This window comes from Nocardiopsis sp. NPDC055551 (genome assembly GCF_053619415.1).
In genome coordinates, this window is the sequence record NZ_JBSHJJ010000014.1 from 85,960 (window position 1) to 104,352 (window position 18,393).

Sequence of the window (18,393 nt, forward strand, 5' to 3'; positions counted from 1 at the left end):
TCGCGAGAGGGAGCGCAGCGCACATGAGCAAGACTTCCCCGGGTGGCGGGTTCGCTCGGATCAGGCGGGCGGTGTTCGCCCGCCACTCGAATCCGTGGAGTGCCTGGAGCCGGTGGGCCACCATCCCGCTGGTCCTGCTCCCCGTCTGGACGCGCAGTCGAGGACAGGCCGCCGCGGTGGCCGTCTGGTTCGCCCTCAATCCGGTGATCTTCCCCCGGCCCGCCCATGAGCGGGCGTGGTCGACGCGGGCGATGCTCGGTGAGGAGCGGTGGATGCTGGAGCGGCCCCGGGACGCGGCCCTGGCCGTCAACGCCGCGGCCACGGCGGCGGCAGTGGTCGCGTTGATCGGGGCGAGGTACCGTCGCCCGTTGCCCACGGCGGTGGCCTGTGCGGCGCAGATGGCGCTCACGCTCGTGTACTGGGAGCAGATGGTCCGCTACCACGACCGCTCGCCGCAACGGGGAGAGCCCGCGTGGTGAGGGCCTCGAAGAGTCCTCGTCTCAGGGGCGATGGCCCAGGGCGCGCAGGAGATAGGGCAGGAGGCGGTCGGCGATGTCGTCGCCGTGGTCACGGCCGTCGTCGTCCGGTAGGAGGAAGGTGTGGCTGACCATGGGGCCGATGACCATCTCGGCGACGACCAGTGGGTCCTCCACCGGTGGGATCTCCTCGCGCAGCACACCGCGCTCCAGCAGGGCCAGGACCCGGTTTTGCAGGGGCAGGATGAACGCGTCGTAGAGGACGTCGGCCAGGGCACGGTTGTGGGCGGCCTCGCCCAGGATGGCGCGCAACAGCAACCCGGAGGGGCCCTGGAGCGCGGCGGCCTTGTCGTGCAGCAGGGCGCCGAGGTCGCCGGGCAGGGTGCCGGTGTCGTGGTCGGGCCCCAGGTCCTCGGCCCAGGCCTGTGCGGCTCCCACGACCAGGTCCTGTTTGGAACTCCAGCGCCGGTAGAGGGTGGCGGTGGAGACACCGGCGCGTCGTGCGACGGCGGCGGTGGTCAGGCCGCTGTAGCCGTTGAGTCGGAGTTCGGTGAGGGTGGCGTCCATCAGCGCGCGGTCCCGGCCGGCGTCGCGGGGCCTCCCTCGGGGGGCGACCGGTGCGGTCGTGTCGGGCAGATGGTCCGTCGTCATGGGATGAATCCTAGTGGCCGGCACCTGGTAAAAACGAAACGTTTTCGTTTAGTATCCAGGGCATGGCTGACACCGAGACTCCCCAACCCCTGACGTTGACCACCGAGATCCCGCCTGTGGTCGCGCGTCTTCGGTCCACCTTCGACAACGGCCGGACCAAGCCGATCTCCTGGCGAAGGGCCCAGCTGCGGGCGTTGCGCCGGATGCTCACCGAGGAGCGTCCCACCTGGGACAAGGCCCTGAAGGACGATCTGGGCAAGCCCTCCCTGGAGGCGCACACCACCGAGATCGGGTACGTGGTCAATGAGATCGACCACATTCTGAGGAACCTGGCCTCGTGGCTGCGGCCCAAGCGGGTGGGGGTGCCGATGGCGCTGGCACCGGCCAAGGCGCGATGGGTGCGTGAGCCGTTGGGCACGGTGCTGATCATCAGCCCGTGGAACTATCCACTGAACCTGGCGTTGGCGCCGTTGGCCGGCGCCATCGCGGCGGGTAACAGCGCGGTGATCAAACCCAGCGAGTTGGCCCCGGCCACCTCCGGCGCGCTCGCCGAGTTGGTGCCGCGCTACCTGGACACCGAGGCCGTGGCCGTGGTCGAGGGCGGGGTGCCCGAGAGCACCGCCCTGCTGGAGGAGCGGTTCGACCACATCTTCTACACCGGCAACGCGGCGGTGGCGCGGATCGTGATGGCGGCCGCGGTCAAGCACCTGACACCGGTGACGTTGGAGCTCGGCGGCAAGAGCCCGGCGGTCGTGGAGCCGGGCGTGGACCTGGCCACCACGGCTCGGCGTCTGGTCTGGGGCAAGTTCACCAACGCGGGCCAGACCTGTGTGGCCCCGGACTACGTGTTGGCCATCGGCGACACCGCGCGAAGGCTCCAGCGTGAGTTGGCGACGGCGATCACCGAGATGTTCGGCTCCGACCCCAAGACGAGCCCCGACTACGGGCGCATCGTCAACGAGCGGCACTTCGACCGGCTCAGCGCGTTGTTGGACAGTGGTGAGGTCGTCGCCGGTGGACGCGCCGATCGTGATTCGCTGTACATGGAGCCCACGGTGTTGGGCGGTGTGGACCCCTACAGCCCGGTGATGGCAGAGGAGATCTTCGGTCCGATCCTGCCGGTGCTCACGGTCCCGGACCTGGACGCGGCGATCCGGTTCGTCAATGAGCGGGACAAGCCGTTGGCGCTGTACGGGTTCACCGACTCAGAGGTCACCAAGCGACGGTTGATCACCGAGACGTCCTCGGGCGGGGTCGCGTTCGGGCTGCCGATCGCGCACCTGGCCGTGCCGGACCTGCCCTTCGGCGGTGTGGGTGAGAGCGGGATGGGCGCCTACCACGCCGAGGCCTCCATCGACACGTTCTCGCACGTCAAGCCGGTGTTGGACAAGTCGTTGGCGCTGGACACGATGAAGCTGGCCTACGCCCCGATCACGGAGTTCAAGGAGAAACTGATGCGTCGGATGGTGTGAGGCGGCGCCGGTATCGCGAAGGGCGGCCGGGCGGTCCGAACACGAGGGGGATCCTCCGCGTGTTCGGACCGCGGTGCGTTACCCCTCACGGTTCCGACCCGCCCGGTCAACCCAGGGAACGGGCGTCGGAGTAGGCGGTGCCGGCCTCGACCTCGGAGCCCATCATCTCGTCGACGGTCACGAACTCGTAGCCGTCCTCGGAGAGGGTCTCCAGCACGTCGGGGATGGCCTCGACGGTGGTCTCATGGATGTCGTGGAAGAGCAGGACGCTGCCCTCGTCGGTCTCCTCTTCGGCGATGTCCACGGTGGTCTCGGGGTCACGGTGCTGCCAGTCCAGGGTGTCGACGTCCCACAGGAGCATGGGCTTGTCGATGGTCTCGCGGGCGGTGTCGCTGAGGGAGCCGTAGGGCGGGCGCATGGTGGTGGGCGTCTGACCGGTGACGTCCTTGATGGCCTTGTCGGTGCGCTGGAGGTCGTCCTTGATCTTGCTCGCCGACAGAGTGGCCAGGTCGGCGTGGTCCCAGGTGTGGTTGCCGACCTCGTGGTCTTCCCGGACCATGCGCTCGACCTCCTCGGTGTGGGAGTCGAGTTTGGAGCCCAGGACGTAGAAGGTGGCCTTGGCGTCGTTCTCGTCGAGGATGTCGAGGAGTTCGTCGGTGTGCTCACCGGGGCCGTCGTCGAAGGTCAGGGCCACGCACTTGACGTCGGCGCAGTCGGGTCGGGGGCGTTCGGTGTCCGCGGCCGCGGGGAGCGTGGTCAGGGTCAAGAGCCCGGTGGTGGCCAATACCCCGCCAGCGGCGGCCTTACGCATCAAAGAGGTAACGTTCACGCGTCGAAATGTATGCGAAGTTTCGGGTGGGGGCAAAGGTAAGCCCAGTTCAGAGCCTCGAAGTGAGCAAGGACTCCTCGCTCCGTCAGGGGGATGGAACGAGGATCGCGCCGTGCCCCAGGGGATGCGGGGGCCGGATGGCACACACAGAAGGGGCCGGGGCGTCGTCCACGCCCCGGCCCCTTCTACCCCCGATCAATTCAGTCGGGCGTCGGTGATGACCTCGCCCGCCTCCATATCGTCCAAACCGAACAGGTCCTTGACCGTCACGAAGTGGTAGCCCTCCTCGTGCAGGCCCGCCAAGACCTTCGGGATGGCGTCCACGGTGGACTTGTGGATGTCGTGGAAGAGCACCACGCTGCCCGCCTGGGTCTCGTCCAGGGCGTGCTTGGACACGGCCTTGGTGTCGCGGCTCTCCCAGTCCATGGTGTCCACGTCCCACAGGATGAGCGGATGCCCGGTGGCGCTGCGCACGGTGGCGTTGAGCGAGCCGTAGGGCGGGCGCATGGTCACCGGGGCCTCGCCGGTGATCTCCTCGATGGCGTCGTCGGTGCGCTGTAGGTCCTTTCGGATGGCGTCGTCGGACATGGTGGCCAGATCGTCGTGCTTCCAGGTGTGATTGGCGACCTCGTGTCCTTCGGCGGCGGTGCGCTCGACCACGTCGGGGAACTCGCCCACCAACGAGCCCAGGACGTAGAAGGTGGCCTTGGCCTGGTAGTCGTCCAGGCTGTCCAGCAGCGCCTCGGTGTGCTCACCGGGGCCGTCGTCGAAGGTCAGGGCCACACATTTGGCCTGGGCACAGTCCAAGGTGGTGCCTTCGGTGGTGGCCTCGGGCCCCAGGTCCAGGCTCTCGGTCGAGGCGTTGCCGTGGACGGCGGCGTCACGGGCCTGGTAGCCCAGTTCGGACAGTGTCTCCTCGGCCACCTCGGGTTCGATGGGAACCAGGACCTCGTCGTCGTTGCCGGGCCCGGGCACCTGGTCGGGGTCCATGCGTACGGCCAGGCCGCCGGCGGTGCTGAAGGCCAGGTCGGCCAGTGGCGAGTGGGCCCAGGCATCGGCCACCTCTTGGGCCTGTTCGGGGTCGGTGAGGTCGGCCTCCCCCGGAGGCAGGGCCGCACGCTCGTCCCCGTCGGAGTCGTCGGTGTCATCGGAACGGTCGGAGCCGTCCTCGTCTTCGGAGCCCTTGGATCGGTCGGAGGAATCGGCCGGCGCCGGTTGCTCCTTGGTGTCGCGGCCCTCCTCCTCTTGGGTCTCGCTCTCCTGGCCCTGCTGTTCGGTGGCCAGGGACTCGGCGTAGGCGGCGACCTCGCCGAGCGGGTCGGGCAGTTCCTCGTCGGTCAGTTCGTACTCCTCCCGCAGGACATCGATCAGGTTCACGTGTGCCTGGGCCAGGGCCTGTTCGTCACGGAACAGGGAGGTCCAGGGCAGCACCTGCCCGCCATGGGCGTCGTACCACAGCGTGGAGGACTCGGGGCCCTGCGCGGTGGAGTCGACGACGTTGAGGCGTAGGCCGATGACGTCGGCGGAAGCGGCCAACAGTTCGGTGTCCTGGTTCAGTTCGGGGGCGCGCCCCTCGGGTGCCTCTTCCAGGAAGGCGGTCTGGCGTTCGGCCATGGCGGTGCGCACTTGGATCGAAAGCGGGTGCGACTCACCCAGTACCGGATACCGGTAGCTCACCGTGTTGTGGTCGGTTTCCACGGACACGGTGCGCGTGTGCAGGTCCGGTAGGTCGGCGGAGATGAATCCGATGGCTTCGGCGTAGGGATCGGTCGTGTCCGCCGCCTGGCAGCCGGGGAGCAGAAGCAGCCCCAGGGCGCTACAGACGGTGACTTTTCGTTGCAGTGAGGTGACAACCACGGGTGGACCATATCGAAGGAGGGGGGTCCTGAGTGGGACGCAGCGCGACCTTAGCATTTCAAAGAGTAATAAATCGCCCCATCGTGGGTGGAATGCGAAGTTCGGGGCCCGGCACGCGACCGGGCGCGTCGGGCCCCGAAAGAAGGCTCTATTCCGTCACCGCCGCGGCCACGAGCAGGCGCAACTGTTCCACCATCGGCACGTGCTCGTCCGGGCGGGTGGTCCGCGGCAGGTGCACGTGACCCGAACGCGCCCCGGTGCCGGTCCGATCACGCAACACGGTGTTGCGGTAGGCGATCTCGTTGGACAGGTAGTCCCCGCCGCCACCGGCCCGGGCAGCAGAGCCCTCGCTCGGTCCCTGGGGGAGCCTCACCTCTTCGTCCGCGTCCGCCGCCACCTCGACGACCTCGGTGTTGGCCACCACGGTGAAGGGGCCCGAGGCCGCCTCCACCATGCGCTCCACCGGCAGGGACGAACGCGTCCACTGGGGACCCGGCCCCTCGGGTAGTGGGATCTGCCCGGTGCGACCCACACCGACGTTGTCCAGGCCCCCTCCGCGCCAGGCGCCGTTGAACACCTCCAGGTCGAAGCGGTCGGGGCGACCACGGCTCAGGGTCAGTGCGGCGTCGACGACACCGTGCCGGGTGGCCAGGGCGTCCTCCACCAGGCCGTGGGCGAAGTCGTCCCAACGCACCGGGAACAGCGCCGAGCGCACCACCGCGGTGCGCTCGCCCACGGGGAAGGTCCAGCCGTGCAGGGCCAGGGCGGCGGCCCCGGAGGGGTTGGAGCACTCCAGGTCCTCCTCCAGTCCGAAGGGGTCGAAACCGGTCACGACCACGCGCACCCACCGGTCTCCCGGTGGGAATTCCAGGTCGGTGATGCCGCGGGAGGTGCGTTCCCACAGGCGCAGGAGTTCGGCGTGCTCGTCCGGGCTCAGATCGAAGGACGGACTCCAGGCGCGTAGGCGCGCCGAGAGGGTGAGCCTGGCCCAGTACAGGGGGCGGTCGTCCACGGGGCCGTTGGTGGAGGTGCGGGTGGCCTCCGTCCACAGGCGGGAGGCGTGGGAGGTGACCACCTCCCGGACCTGTTCGTAGGTGGTGGAGTCGCGCAGGTCGGCGTTGAAGAGAGGATCGGCGGCGTCGAATCCGGACCGGGCCAGCGACCTGCGGGGGAAGGGCAGGCGGGCGCGGTCCTCTTCGAGGGTGGTGGCAGGGTGCACGGGGTGGTCTGTCCGAGTCGGGGATGGGCCCGCCGAGTCTAACGTTCACGGGTGACGAAAAAGCCGTGAAGGCCCGTGGGGCGGGGCGAGAGTGACGATGGGTCTGGTTTGTGGGGCGCGGAGTTGGCAAGGTGTGAGGTGTCCGTCGTCCCTCTCAACGGAGAGAGCAAAACTGATGACCAACGGTTCCCTACCCGAAACGCAGGTCCTCGCCGAACGCGCGCGGACCGCTTTGGAACGGTGCGGTGTGACCCATCTGCCCGAGCCGGTCGGGGCGAGCGGGAGTGCCCGCACACCGATCACCGGGCAGGACCTGTTCGACGTGGAGTTCGATACCCCCCAAAGCGCCGAACGGGCCGTGGCCGAGGCCGCCGAGACCTTCGCTTCCACCTGGCGTGACACCCCCGCGCCCCGGCGCGGAGAACTGGTGCACCGTCTGGGCGAGTTGCTGCGCGAACACAAGGGGGACCTGGCCGAGCTGGTGACCATCGAGGCGGGCAAGATCCGCTCCGAGGCGCTGGGCGAGGTGCAGGAGATGATCGACATCTGCGACTTCGCGGTGGGGTTGTCACGCCAGTTGTACGGGCGCACCATGCCCTCGGAGCGTCCCGGGCACCGGCTGATGGAGACCTGGCACCCCTTGGGGGTGGTCGGGGTGATCACCGCCTTCAACTTCCCGGTGGCGGTGTGGTCGTGGAATACCTGTGTGGCCCTGGTGTGCGGTGACACGGTGGTGTGGAAGCCCTCGGAGACGGCCTCGCTGACGGGGTTGGCCTGCCACGGGTTGTTGATGCGCGCGGCCGCGGACGTGGGCGCCCCGGAAGGGGTGCACCGGGTGGTGCTGGGCGGCGCCGAGGTGGGTTCGGTGCTGGTGGAGGACGCCCGGGTGGCGTTGGTGTCGGCGACCGGGTCCACGGCGATGGGTCGCGCGGTGGCGCCGAGGGTGGCGGCTCGGATGGGTCGGTACCTGTTGGAGCTGGGGGGTAACAACGCCGCGGTGGTGGCGCCCTCGGCCGACCTGGACCTGGTGGTGCGCGGCAGCGTGTTCTCCGCCGCGGGCACGGCCGGTCAAAGGTGTACGACGCTGCGCCGGCTGATCGTGCACGAGGACGTGGTGGAGGCGGTGTGTGAGCGGGTGGTGGACGCCTACGCCCAGCTGCGCGACCGGATCGGTGACCCCTATCAGGAATCGACCCTGGTGGGGCCGTTGGTGGGCGAGCGCGGTCACAAGGCGATGGTCTCGGCGCTGGAGCGGGCCCAGGGCGATGGTGGGCGGGTGCTGGTGGGCGGTGGACGCCGGTTGGAGGAGGAGGCCGGTGACGCCTTCTACGTGGAGCCGGCCGTGGTGCGCATGCCGTCCCAGACCGAGGTGGTGCGGGAGGAGACCTTCGCGCCGATCCTGTACGTGATGTCCTACCGCACCTTCGAGGAAGCGGTGGAGCTGCACAACGGGGTGCCGCAGGGGTTGAGCTCGGCGATCTTCACCCAGGACCAGGCCGAGGCCGAGCGTTTCCTGTCGGCGGCAGGGTCGGACTGCGGGATCGTCAACGTCAACATCGGTACCTCGGGGGCCGAGATCGGTGGGGCCTTCGGTGGCGAGAAGGACACCGGTGGGGGACGGGAGTCGGGTTCGGACTCGTGGAAGGCGTACATGAGGCGGGCCACCAACACCGTCAACTACGGCGGTGAGCTGCCCTTGGCCCAGGGCGTGGAGTTCTTGTGAGGTGATCGGCGGAGCCCGTGCCCCCAGGGGTGCGGGCCCCGCCGGGGCGCCCGTTCTCGGCCGGGCGAGGACACCGACCAAAATAGTCGCGCCCAATAGTGTTGTGCACAACCGAATTCTGTTAGCGTGGCCGACGAACGCCGAGACGCGCATCGTGGGGAGGGGACATGGCCGGCACCGAGGAGGGGGACCCCCTCGCTCTGGACAACCAGCTGTGCTTCGCCCTCTACACCGCCTCCCGGGCCCTGACCGGGCTCTACCGGGAGATCCTGACCGAGCTGGAGCTGACCTACCCGCAGTACCTGGTGATGCTGGTGCTGTGGGAACGGGGGACGTTGCCGGTCAAGGAACTGGGGCTGGCGTTGAGCCTGGACACCGGTACGCTCTCGCCCCTGCTGCGTCGGATGGAGGGGGCGGGGCTGCTCACCCGCAGACGCGGACCCGAGGACGAACGCATCGTCCACGTGGCTCTCACCGATGAGGGCGAGCGCCTACGAGAGCGCGCAGAGGGGATTCCCCCTCGTGTCCTGTGCGCCACCGACCTGCCCGAGGGCAAGGTCGAGGACCTGCGTGCGCTACTCGACCACGTCACCCGTTCGGTGACCGCCCAGGCGGGGCACCGAACCACATCGCGAACGGGGCCGAGCGAGCGGCTCGACCCCTGAGGAAGGGACAAGTCATGGCTTTCCAGAAGATGTACACGGCCAGCGCCACCGTCACCGGTGAGGGCCGCAAGGGCTCGGGCAAGACCGACGACGGCCGCCTGTCGGTGGACCTGTCGGTGCCCAAGGGCGTGGGCGGCGACGACGGCCCGGGCACCAACCCCGAGCAGCTCTTCGCCGTCGGGTACGCGGCCTGCTTCCACGGTGCCCTGAAGAAGGTCGCCGCCCAGACCAAGGCCGACGTGTCCGGATCCAGCATCGACTCCCAGGTCACCCTGGGCAAGGACGAGGGTCTGGACCTGGTGGTCGACCTGACCGTGAACCTGCCGAACCTGTCGCAGGAGGAGGCCGACAAGCTGGTCGAGGACGCCCACCAGGTGTGCCCCTACTCGCGCGCCACCCGCGGCAACATCGTGGTCAACCTGGCCGCGAAGACCGCCTGAGCGTAGCCGCTCGCCCGCGGGGCCGTACCCACCCGGTGTGGGTACGGCCCCGCTCGTGCGTGCCCGGTTCCAGGCGTGCCCGCACCGCCACGGCGGCGCAGGCCAGCACGGCCGCGCCACCGGCCAGGACGGGCCCGGTCAGGGGCTCGCCCAGCAGCAGGGCGGCCCAGGTGATGGTCATGACCGGTTGGGTGAGTTGGACCTGGCTTACGCGGGCCATGGGGCCGATGGCCAGCCCTCGGTACCAGGCGAAGAACCCCAGGTACATGCTGATCAGGGCCAGGTAGGCGAAGGCCGCCCACTGGGCGGCGGTGGCCTGGGGCGGATGCTGGGAGAGCGACCACAGGGTCAAGGGGAGGGTCACCGGGGCGCTGAGGACCAGCGCCCAGGACACGGTCTGCCAGGCACCCAGTTCCCGGGCGAGCAGGCCGCCCTCGGCATACCCGAGGGCTGCGGCCACGACCGCGCCGAACAGCAGCAGGTCGAACAGGTCGGGTGGCCCGGGAGCGGCGCCGGTGAGCGTGGCGAAGGCGACCGCGGCCACGGCTCCCAGGGCGACCATGGCCCAAAAACGCGCACCGGGGCGCTCGCCGGTGCGAAGCACTGCCACGGTGGCGGTCGCGGCCGGCAGCAGGCCGATGACGACGGCGCTGTGCGCGGCGCCGGTACCGGTCAGCGCCAGCGAGGTCAGTACGGGAAAACCGACGACGATTCCCGCGGCGACCAGACCCAGTCGGGCCCACTGCCAAGGGCGTGGAAGACGTTGTCGGGTCAGGACCAGGGCGCCGGCGGCGAGCAGGGCCGCCACGACCGCCCGCCCGGTGCCGGTGAACAGGGGTGCCAGGCCTCCGTCGGCCACGGCCAGGCGGGTCAGGGGGACGGTGAGGGAGAAGGCGGCCACGCCCAATAGGCCCCAGCCCAGGCCGGCCCGCGAGATGAGTAGCGGTGGCGCCTCTGGTTCGATAGCGCTATCGTGTTTCTTCATGTCCAACGATAGCAGTGAGCGGGTCGTGGCGTGGCTTCGCGAGTGGATCGGTGGGGCCGCGCCCGGGGCGAGGCTGCCCTCCAGCCGGGAGTTGGTGGCCCGCCACGGGGTGAGCCCGGTGACGGTGCAGAAGGCGCTGCGCGTGCTGGTGACGCAGGGGTTGGTGGAGAGTCGGCCCGGGGCGGGTTCCTTCGTGCGCGCTCCTCGGGTGGTGCGCGCCCGTGACTACGGTTGGCAGAGCGCCGCTCTGGGCGCCTCCCCAAGGGCCCGGCGTCCCTCGGTGGCGCTTCGCACCGCCCCCAACGACGTCATCGCCCTGCACTCGGGCTATCCGGATCGGGAACTGCTGCCCGAGTCCTTGGTGCGTTCGGCCCTGGCACGGGCCGGCCGCGGCGGGGCGGTGGTGGATCGACCTCCGGCGGCGGGCCTGGCCGAATTGCAGGAGTGGTTCGCCGCCGCCCTGGCCGAGTCGACCCCGGGCACGCTCAGCCCGGTCACGGCCGGGGACGTGGTGATCTTCCCCGGCAGCCAGAGCGGGCTGAGTACGGTGTTCCGTTCCTTGGCGGGCCCGGGGAGACCGGTGTTGATGGAGTCGCCCACCTACTGGGGCGCCATCTCCGCGGCGGCGCGATCGGGGATCGCCGCGGTGCCGGTGCCCAGCGGGGCGTACGGACCGGACCCGGTGGAGTTGGACCGGGCGTTCGCCACCACGGGGGCGCGCGCCTTCTACGCCCAACCCACCTTCGCCAACCCGACCGGTGCCCGGTGGTCGACGCGCACCATCGAGGAGGTGCTGGAGGTGGTGCGCTCGCACGGGGCGTTCCTGATCGAGGACGACTGGGCGCACGACTTCGGGATCGACGCCGACCCCGTTCCGGTGGCGGCCCGTGAGGACGACGGGCACGTGGTGTACGTGCGTTCGCTGACCAAGAGCGTGTCGCCGGCGGTGCGGGTGGCGGCGGTGGTGGCCCGTGGGCCGGTGCGGGAACGGGTGTCGGCCGGGGCCCAGAGCGAGTCGATGTACGTGTCCGGTGTGCTGCAACAGGTGGCCTTGGACGTGGTCACCCGCCCGGCCTGGCATACACACGTGAAGGGGTTGCGCCGGCGGTTGGCCCAGCGTCGGGACCTGTTGGTGGCGGCGTTGACCGAGCACGCCCCCACCACGATGGTGGAGGCGGTGCCGGCGGGCGGGTTGAACCTGTGGGTGCGACTGCCCGAGGGGAGCGACGTCAAGGCCCTGGCGCGTCGGTGCGAGGAGGAGGGGGTGTTGGTGGCGCCGGGCGATGAGTGGTTTCCGGCCGAGCCGGCCGGACCCTACCTTCGGCTCAACTACGCCGGTCCCGATCCGGGCGGTTTCGTCGAGGGCGCCCGTCGGCTGGGCCGGGTGCTGTCCCGGGGGTGAGGGCGTCGACGGGTCTTCAGGCGGGTCGATCACCCTGCTTGGGGCGGGCGCGCAGGTGGGCCTTCTCGCCCTGTGCTCCGAAGAGGCTGAGGAACTCCACCGCGCGCTCGTCGGCGGAACCGAACCAGTGGGGGACACGGGTGTCGAACTCGGCGGCCTCACCGGCCTTGAGAACCAGGTCGTGTTCGCCCAGGACCACGCGCAGGCGTCCGTTGAGGACGTAGAGCCACTCGTAGCCCTCGTGGGTGCGGGGGTCGGGTTCGCGGCGGTCGGTGCCCGGTGGAAAGACGAGTTTGTAGGCCTGGATGCCGCCGGGGCGACGGGTCAGGGGGATCATCGTCATGCCGTCTCGGGTGGTGGCACGCATGTGGATACGCGGGTCGCCGGTGGGTGGTGCGTCGACGAGTTCGTCGAGGGTGACCCCGTAGGCGCGCGCCAGGGGCAGGAGGAGTTCGAGGGTGGGTCTGCGCTCGCCGGTCTCCAACCGTGACAGGGTGCTCACCGAGATGGCGGTGGTGGTGGCCAGGTCGGACAGGGTGATGCCGCGTTGGGTGCGCAGGGTGCGCAGGCGTGGTCCGACGGAGTTCAGAGCCTGATCGAGATCGTGGTCCATCCCCGTATTTTGCCACACCGGCAACAGGGCTTGTCGGATGGTGGGGGCGGGGCGCACTGTGGTCCGGGGAGGTGGTCCACAGTGGACGATCAGGTCGAGGACTTCTACGAGGTGTTGGTGATCGGCGGCGGCGCGGCGGGGCTGAGCGGGGCGCTCACCCTGGCCAGGGCCCGACGATCGGTGCTGGTGGTGGACGCGGGTGAGCCGCGCAACGCCCCGGCGGCCGGGGTGCACGGTCTGCTGGGCCTGGAGGGCACGCCCCCGGGTGAGCTGTTGGAGAGGGGGCGGGCCGAGGCCCGCTCCTACGGGGCCCACGTCACGCGGGGGCGGGTGCGCTCGGTCGAGGGCGAGGCGGGCGCGTTCGTGGCCTCGCTGGAGGACGGGCGCACGGTGGGAGCGGCCCGGGTGCTGGTGGCCACCGGACTGGTCGACGAACTGCCCGACATCCCCGGACTGGCCGAGCGCTGGGGCCGCGACGTACTGCACTGCCCCTACTGCCACGGGTGGGAGGTACGTGACGAACCCATCGGAGTGCTGGCCACCGGGCCGATGTCGGTGCACCAGGCGCTGATGTTCAGCCAGTGGAGCGCGGACGTGCTCTTCTTCGCGAACGGGACCACGGTGGAGGACGAACAGGCCGAGCGGCTGGCCGTGCGCGGCATCAAGGTGATCGAGGAGCGGGTGGCCGGGGTGGAGACGGTCGCCGATGCCCTGGCGGGGGTACGTCTGGCCGGGGGAGGACTGGTGGAGCGCCGGGCACTGGTCGTGGCCGGCCGGATGGTGGCCAGGGTCGACTTCCTGGCCCCGCTGGGTCTGGCACCGGTGACCCACCCCATGGGAGTGGGCGAGCACCTGACGGTGGATGCCATGGGCCGCGCCGAGGTGGCCGGGGTGTGGGTGGCGGGCAACGCCACCGACGTGTCCGCCCAGGTGGGGGCCTCCGGAGCGGCCGGCACCCTTGTCGCGGCGCAGATCAACGCCGACCTCGTCAACACCGAGATCGACCGGGCCCTGGCCGCGCGGCGCCCCTTCTCGGCCGAGGCCGAGCGTGAGGTGGCCGCGCGTGTGGGCCAGGGGCACCGACTGTGAGCAACGACGACGGGGGGACGCACATGGGGAACGACTTCGACCGGGAGTTCTGGGAAGAACGCTACCGGGACGGCCACGGGCACGGTGAGCACGGGCAGCACGGGCCGGGTGAGCCCAACCCGCAACTGGTGGCCGCCGCCGGCGACCTGGATCCGGGTCGGGTATTGGAGGTCGGCGCCGGGCTGGGCGCCGACAGTCTGTGGCTGGCCCGGCACGGCTGGGAGGTCACCGCGGTGGACATCTCCGCCAACGCGCTGGAGCGGGCCCGGGCATCGGTGGGCAGGGTCGACGCCGAGGCCGCCGCGCGCATCCGGTGGGTGCGGGCCGACGCCGGCGCACTCGACCCGCACCTGAGCGGGTTCGACCTGGTCACCAGCCACTACGCCCACCCCGAGGGGCCCTTCGTGAAGCTGGTGGAACACCTGGCCGACCGGGTCGCGCCGCGGGGGCGGCTGCTCATCGTGGGCCACGACCCCTCCGACGCCCACGGGCACGCCCCGCACGCCGGCCACGGGCGCGCCCACGTGGCGCCCGAGGAGGTGACGGCGGTACTGGGAACCGACCGGTGGCGGGTGCTGGCGGCGGAGCCGCGGTCGCGCACACGCCGCCGTGGTGACGGCACCGAGGTGACCATGACCGACGCTGTGGTGCTGGCCCACAGGGTCCGCTGACGGGTGTGGGGTCCTCCTTCCCTCCCGTTTCGAAGGAGGACTCTCCCGGGAGGGTCACAGATCCCGGTAGGCCGCCAGTCGGCGTTCGAAGACCACGTCCACCGGATGGGCGAACAGGCGGGAACGATCCAGGACCATCACCAGCTGTCGGGTCCCCGGCCTCAGCAGGGCGGTGACGGCGTGGGCGAAGGCCTCCGGTTCCAGTAGGGGCTCGGCGCCAAGGACCAAGGGACGACGGACGGACTGTTCCAGCCGGGCCCAGCCGCGCTGTTCGTCCCAGGTCAGCAGGACGTCGTCGTGGTCGGGTCCGTCCAGACGCACCAGCGCTCCGCGGGTGTCGCTCCGTTGCAGGTGGCTCTCGGGGAAGTGGACCCGCGGGGCGTGGTCGACCTCCTTGCGCAACCGTTCGGCGCACGCGTGCACGTAGGCGTGGTGGTTGAGCGGCCAAGGAGTGGTGTTGACGTCCACGTACAGCAGACGGGACGAGGATGGGGGAGTGGTCACCTCTCGGACTCCTGTTCGGGGGTGTCCCCGTCGGGGGCGCGGGTGCCGGAAAGGACGGTGAAGAGCACCGTGACGGCGTATCCGGAGTGGTGGCCGCGCAGGGTCACCACACGTTCGCGGCCCTGGGAGCGTTCGCGCCTGGCCTCGGTGGGCGCGTGCAGGCGGGCGCGCCAGCGGGAGACGACCCCGTCGGGGCCGAACAGTGAGGAGGCCAGACCACCGCCGTGCACGGCGGCGTAGTGGACGGTGGTCAGCCCGTTGGTGTCGGTGACACACGTGGTCAGGGCCGGCCACAGCCCGGGGTCCGCCTCGATCAGGGCGGCCACGTCGCGAGCGCACGCGGTCAGTCTGCGGGGTCCGGAGACCGAGGGCTCGATCGGTCGGGTCGGTTCGCGCCTGGGAAGGGCCGGAATTCTTTCGGCTGTGGGTAGTGTATTCACGGGGCACCACCTTTCAACGGTGTCTGTGATCCGTGCTCGTGGTCGATTCGGGATTCGCGTACGGCGTTGTCGACGTACTTGTTGAGTGATTCGCACGTGATTCTACGAATCCATTTCTTGGGTCCGATCTTCACCGACTCCAGTTCTTCGCTGTAGCAGAGGTCATATACCACGCGCTCTGATACATCGAGTATTTGGGCGGCTTTGCGGACACTGACCAGGAGCTTTTTCTGCTCGATGACGCGGAGTTCCCGCGGTTGGGTCATAACGTGAACCTAGCAATCGCAGTGAAGCGTGTACAGGGGTGGGTCTTGAGTGAACACGCCCTGGTAATTCCAGAATGTCAGGGATCGGGACCAGGGTCCCTTCGGTTCTTCCCTCCCGAAGACCTCTTCATACTCTGCGAGCCCTTGCGCCCTTTGAGTAGGGGGTTAACGCGACCGGAGTTTAAAATGCAGGAAGATTTTTTTCGGTCGACGAACGCACGATGACGACGGCCGGGTGAGCACGAAACGAGCGGGGGCGGACGTCCGAAGACGCCCGCCCCCGCTCACGGTGTGGTGCGGGCCGCCGCGCCCACGGGTTCACCGTGGTCGATGATGGGGTCCGAGTAGGAACGGAACGGTGAGTTCCGGTAACTGTCACATCTGTTGACACCCTTGGTTCACATTTCCGCCCCTTCGCCAGCAGGACACGTAGTTCGCAGGTGACTTGCACGGCCTCGCTGCGGGAGGCTCTACTTCTGGAAACACACGCACCGGGCGACCGCGCCGAACCGTGGCGTTGCCCGGCGACCTGGACGCAGAACGTGCGACCTTCGCCGCGAGGCTGGCCTCGGCGACCGACCTGGGCGCGGCCACCCGCGACAAGTACCGGCGCAACGTCGGCTACTTCCTGGCCTGGCTCGCCGACGCGCGCGAGGCCGGCGCGCTGGACGGCGACCCGCTCACCGATGCGACCGCGCGGGATTGGGCGGTGCGCGACTGGCGGCGCACCTTGAAGAACACCCGCACCCGCGGGGGCGCTCGCCTGTCGGCGGCCACGATCAACAACCGGCTCGCCGCGCTGGACGCCTTCTTCGCCCTGCGCGGCTCGGGGCGCCCCGCAGTGGTGCGCGAACACCTGAGCCGCCCCTCCGCGCCCCGGGCGTTGGACCAGCGCACGCTGCTGCGGTTCCTGCGCACCGTGGCCCGGGACGCCTCGGTGCGTGACCGGGTGATCTGCCACCTGGCCTACTACGCCGGGCTGCGCATCGCCGAGATCGTCGCCTTGGACGTGGCCGACCTCCGGGCCTCGGCCCGCAAGGGCACGGTGCGAGTACGTGGCAAGGGACGCCTGGGCGGAAAAGACCGCACGGTGCCGTTGCACGCCGAGATCCGCTCCTCCCTCGAACTCCTCCTGGACGATCTCGGCCGCCCCGGCGCGGGACCGCTGGTGCGCAACTACGACGGGGGCCGGCTGTCGACGCGGGCAGCCGCCGCGGCGGTCACCGCGCTGGGCGCGGCGGCGGGGGTCGGACCGTCAGATGACGGCGAGGTGTTCGGTCCGCACGTGCTGCGCCGCACCTTCGGCACCGACCTGGTGCGCGGCCGTGGCGAGCCGGCGCGCGAGCCGGTCGACCTGGTCACGGTCGCCGAACTGATGGGACACGCCGACATCAACACCACCCGCCGCTACGCCCTGCCCACCGAAGCCGATAAGGCCGCCGCGCTGGAGGCGCTCACGGTGGACCGATGACCGGTCCACGCACGCCCCCGTTCCTCGAGGTCCATCCCGTCATCCGTCGGCGCGCTCCGCGCGAGCACGCCGTGTCCGGGGTGCCACATCGCGGAGCGAGGCTCGGCCCGGGAACGCTGCCGGGTGACCGGGTGGAGCGACGTAGAGCGGAAGCCGCAGCTCCCGGTGGCGCGGAGGGCTGGCGGCCTCGGGCTCGGTGTGCTGGTCTTCGACCGCTGGTGGGTGACGGGGTGAGAGCTGAGGGTCCCTGCCCCGGCCACAGCAGAGGTGCACCCGACTGGCCTCCCCTCCCCAACCTGGATTCCTGAGGCCCTCGCCGGAGGCGTTTGGGCTGTGGTAGACCGCCGGGTTTTCTGCCACAGTGGCGGCTGGGATGCAAGGGGTATTGAGGCCTTGGTATAGGCCTACTTCTCCTACTATTGCCGTGAGCAGTGATTTCACTGCTTAGTGTGACCGAAGGTGGCCCCGTGCGATTGTCTCGCCGCCGCTACGGCAAGGGGAGGGTCTGACCCCATCCATCCCTCATCGAGAGGACCCCCATTCGTACGATCAACGTGATCGGTGTGGTCACCGCAGCGTTTCTGATGATCCCGGCCGGAACGGCTGTGGCATCGCCGACGCCGCCAAGAGCGGGTTCGGTTGAGGTGTCGTCGGCCCAGTCGGCCACCGAATGTTCTGACAACGGCGCCGTGGCCGCGGGCGCCAACCAAGATGACGCGTACGACATGGCCCTGATCGAGGGCGCACCGGCCGAACGGCTCACGGCCGATGTGTCCGCGCTCGTCGGCGACGGCGAAGTGACGGTGCACGCGTCGGCCGAGGCCCTGGTGCGCGACGGAGCCAAGGCCTACCAGATCGAGACCGACTCGGACCAGCCGCAGCACACGTCGGTGAGTGTCCCGATCTCGGGCGGCTACAGCGAGCCATTGAGTAACCTGACGGTTCTCTTCGATGCTGAGGGCGCCGTCATCCAGTACGCCGAGACCCTGTACAGCCAGGCCGACTCCGGCAATTTCCACATCAGCAGCTACGTGGACGGTGCGCTCACGCAGAGCGAGGACACCGGTATCCCGTTCGTGGGTGACGAGCAGCTCCGTGACGAGACAGCGGTCGCGAACGAAGCGGTCGCCGAGAGCGCCAACACGGGCGCGTGCGTCGCCGCGGTGCTCGGTGTCAGCGGCGCGGTGGGCGCCGCCATCGCCTATGCCTGCGTCGGTTCCTGCTCCGTTCCCATGACTCCTGTCACCGCCCCGGTCTGCGCGGCGTGCGTCGGCGGGTTCGCGGTCGTCGGCGGTGCTTCGATCACAGCGATCGCGAGCTGTTTCTGAGGTGATCACCATGTCTAAAGGGAAGGGGTCTTACCGGCTCTTCCTCGCCTTTCTCATCCCCATGGCGTTGGCCGGGGCGGGATTGGTTCTGCTCGTCCCCAGCCTCGCTGACTCCGGAGGCACCCTCCATTGGTTGGGCTTCGCGGCTTTGGGGCTGATCGTTGTCGGGTGCATGTTCGTCTTGAGACGTGTCCGGCCCGATCGTGTAGACGCACGGTAAGACGTCTGTGACATGAAGGTGAAAACGCCCCGCTCTCCTCTGGGAGCGGGACATGTTGGGGGTGCGGACCGG

At 69.8% G+C, this 18,393-nt stretch carries 19 protein-coding genes; 10 read left to right on the forward strand and 9 right to left on the reverse strand.

Translation table 11 applies throughout. The annotated features are described in order from the left end of the window. Positions 1-23: 23 nt before the first annotated feature. Positions 24-479, forward strand: a complete 456-nt coding sequence (locus ACWGSK_RS23460) for a DUF6653 family protein (RefSeq protein ID WP_452456752.1) — start codon at positions 24-26, stop codon at positions 477-479. Positions 480-500: 21 nt separating this feature from the next. Here the strand turns inward: ACWGSK_RS23460 and ACWGSK_RS23465 are convergent, their stop codons facing one another. Beyond that, positions 501-1,127 (reverse strand): TetR/AcrR family transcriptional regulator, encoded by a 627-nt coding sequence (locus ACWGSK_RS23465; RefSeq protein ID WP_452456753.1) that lies wholly within the window; start codon positions 1,125-1,127, stop codon positions 501-503. A 62-nt stretch (positions 1,128-1,189) separates the two neighbouring features. Between ACWGSK_RS23465 and ACWGSK_RS23470 the strand changes: the two genes are divergently transcribed. Next, positions 1,190-2,599 carry an aldehyde dehydrogenase family protein gene (locus ACWGSK_RS23470; protein ID WP_452456754.1) on the forward strand — a complete coding sequence of 470 codons (1,410 nt, stop codon included), beginning with the start codon at positions 1,190-1,192 and terminating at the stop codon, positions 2,597-2,599. Between the two features lie 106 nt (positions 2,600-2,705). On the opposite strand, the gene ACWGSK_RS23475 is transcribed toward ACWGSK_RS23470, so the two are convergent. The 3 genes from ACWGSK_RS23475 to ACWGSK_RS23485 all read right to left on the reverse strand — a co-directional run bounded on the left by ACWGSK_RS23475 (position 2,706) and on the right by ACWGSK_RS23485 (position 6,504). Further along, positions 2,706-3,428 carry a polysaccharide deacetylase family protein gene (locus tag ACWGSK_RS23475; RefSeq protein WP_358506049.1) on the reverse strand — a complete coding sequence of 241 codons (723 nt, stop codon included), beginning with the start codon at positions 3,426-3,428 and terminating at the stop codon, positions 2,706-2,708. A 195-nt stretch (positions 3,429-3,623) separates the two neighbouring features. Continuing rightward, positions 3,624-5,285: a polysaccharide deacetylase family protein gene (locus ACWGSK_RS23480; RefSeq protein ID WP_452456755.1), complete on the reverse strand. Its 1,662-nt coding sequence runs from the start codon at positions 5,283-5,285 to the stop codon at positions 3,624-3,626. Between the two features lie 148 nt (positions 5,286-5,433). Then, complete coding sequence (locus ACWGSK_RS23485) at positions 5,434-6,504, reverse strand: pyroglutamyl peptidase (protein ID WP_452456756.1); 1,071 nt, start codon at positions 6,502-6,504, stop codon at positions 5,434-5,436. A 175-nt stretch (positions 6,505-6,679) separates the two neighbouring features. On the opposite strand from ACWGSK_RS23485, the gene amaB reads away from it, so the two are divergent. The 3 genes from amaB to ACWGSK_RS23500 all read left to right on the forward strand — a co-directional run bounded on the left by amaB (position 6,680) and on the right by ACWGSK_RS23500 (position 9,332). Continuing rightward, complete coding sequence (gene amaB / locus ACWGSK_RS23490) at positions 6,680-8,227, forward strand: L-piperidine-6-carboxylate dehydrogenase (RefSeq protein ID WP_452456757.1); 1,548 nt, start codon at positions 6,680-6,682, stop codon at positions 8,225-8,227. Positions 8,228-8,394: 167 nt separating this feature from the next. Further along, a complete protein-coding gene (locus tag ACWGSK_RS23495; RefSeq protein WP_358506038.1) occupies positions 8,395-8,892 on the forward strand; it encodes a MarR family winged helix-turn-helix transcriptional regulator in 498 nt (165 codons plus the stop codon). Positions 8,893-8,906: 14 nt separating this feature from the next. Then, entirely contained in the window at positions 8,907-9,332 is a 426-nt protein-coding gene (locus ACWGSK_RS23500; protein WP_358506035.1) for an organic hydroperoxide resistance protein, read from the forward strand. Here ACWGSK_RS23500 and ACWGSK_RS23505 read toward each other — a convergent pair. Further along, positions 9,307-10,317 carry a DMT family transporter gene (locus tag ACWGSK_RS23505; RefSeq protein ID WP_452456758.1) on the reverse strand — a complete coding sequence of 337 codons (1,011 nt, stop codon included), beginning with the start codon at positions 10,315-10,317 and terminating at the stop codon, positions 9,307-9,309. The genes ACWGSK_RS23500 and ACWGSK_RS23505 overlap by 26 nt on opposite strands. Between ACWGSK_RS23505 and ACWGSK_RS23510 the strand changes: the two genes are divergently transcribed. Beyond that, positions 10,316-11,719 carry an aminotransferase-like domain-containing protein gene (locus tag ACWGSK_RS23510; RefSeq protein WP_452456759.1) on the forward strand — a complete coding sequence of 468 codons (1,404 nt, stop codon included), beginning with the start codon at positions 10,316-10,318 and terminating at the stop codon, positions 11,717-11,719. The two genes, ACWGSK_RS23505 and ACWGSK_RS23510, sit on opposite strands and share 2 nt — an antisense overlap. 16 nt (positions 11,720-11,735) lie before the next feature. On the opposite strand, the gene ACWGSK_RS23515 is transcribed toward ACWGSK_RS23510, so the two are convergent. Further along, positions 11,736-12,332 carry a helix-turn-helix domain-containing protein gene (locus tag ACWGSK_RS23515; protein WP_452456760.1) on the reverse strand — a complete coding sequence of 199 codons (597 nt, stop codon included), beginning with the start codon at positions 12,330-12,332 and terminating at the stop codon, positions 11,736-11,738. A gap of 81 nt (positions 12,333-12,413) precedes the next feature. On the opposite strand from ACWGSK_RS23515, the gene ACWGSK_RS23520 reads away from it, so the two are divergent. Together ACWGSK_RS23520 and ACWGSK_RS23525 are read left to right on the forward strand one after the other, a co-directional pair. Further along, a complete protein-coding gene (locus ACWGSK_RS23520) occupies positions 12,414-13,421 on the forward strand; it encodes an NAD(P)/FAD-dependent oxidoreductase (protein ID WP_452456761.1) in 1,008 nt (335 codons plus the stop codon). Further along, on the forward strand, positions 13,418-14,092 hold the full coding sequence (locus ACWGSK_RS23525) for a class I SAM-dependent methyltransferase (RefSeq protein ID WP_452456762.1): 675 nt from the start codon (positions 13,418-13,420) through the stop codon (positions 14,090-14,092). Before ACWGSK_RS23520 ends, ACWGSK_RS23525 begins: the two co-directional genes overlap by 4 nt. Before the next feature lie 54 nt (positions 14,093-14,146). Here the strand turns inward: ACWGSK_RS23525 and ACWGSK_RS23530 are convergent, their stop codons facing one another. From ACWGSK_RS23530 to ACWGSK_RS23540, 3 genes are read right to left on the reverse strand one after another with little or no spacing between them, the layout of a single operon-like run. Next, entirely contained in the window at positions 14,147-14,596 is a 450-nt protein-coding gene (locus ACWGSK_RS23530) for a DUF6292 family protein (protein WP_358506017.1), read from the reverse strand. Further along, positions 14,593-15,036, reverse strand: coding sequence for a hypothetical protein (locus ACWGSK_RS23535; RefSeq protein ID WP_358506014.1), 444 nt, complete (start codon positions 15,034-15,036; stop codon positions 14,593-14,595). Before ACWGSK_RS23535 ends, ACWGSK_RS23530 begins: the two co-directional genes overlap by 4 nt. Then, positions 15,033-15,302 carry a helix-turn-helix domain-containing protein gene (locus tag ACWGSK_RS23540; RefSeq protein WP_358506011.1) on the reverse strand — a complete coding sequence of 90 codons (270 nt, stop codon included), beginning with the start codon at positions 15,300-15,302 and terminating at the stop codon, positions 15,033-15,035. Before ACWGSK_RS23540 ends, ACWGSK_RS23535 begins: the two co-directional genes overlap by 4 nt. A gap of 511 nt (positions 15,303-15,813) precedes the next feature. Here ACWGSK_RS23540 and ACWGSK_RS23545 point away from each other — a divergent pair. Both ACWGSK_RS23545 and ACWGSK_RS23550 read left to right on the forward strand, forming a co-directional pair. Continuing rightward, the gene (locus ACWGSK_RS23545) at positions 15,814-16,773 is read left to right on the forward strand and encodes a tyrosine-type recombinase/integrase (protein ID WP_452456763.1); all 960 of its coding nucleotides are present in this window, start codon (positions 15,814-15,816) and stop codon (positions 16,771-16,773) included. Positions 16,774-17,336: 563 nt separating this feature from the next. Then, positions 17,337-18,101: a hypothetical protein gene (locus ACWGSK_RS23550; protein WP_452456764.1), complete on the forward strand. Its 765-nt coding sequence runs from the start codon at positions 17,337-17,339 to the stop codon at positions 18,099-18,101. The last annotated feature ends 292 nt before the right edge of the window (positions 18,102-18,393 follow it).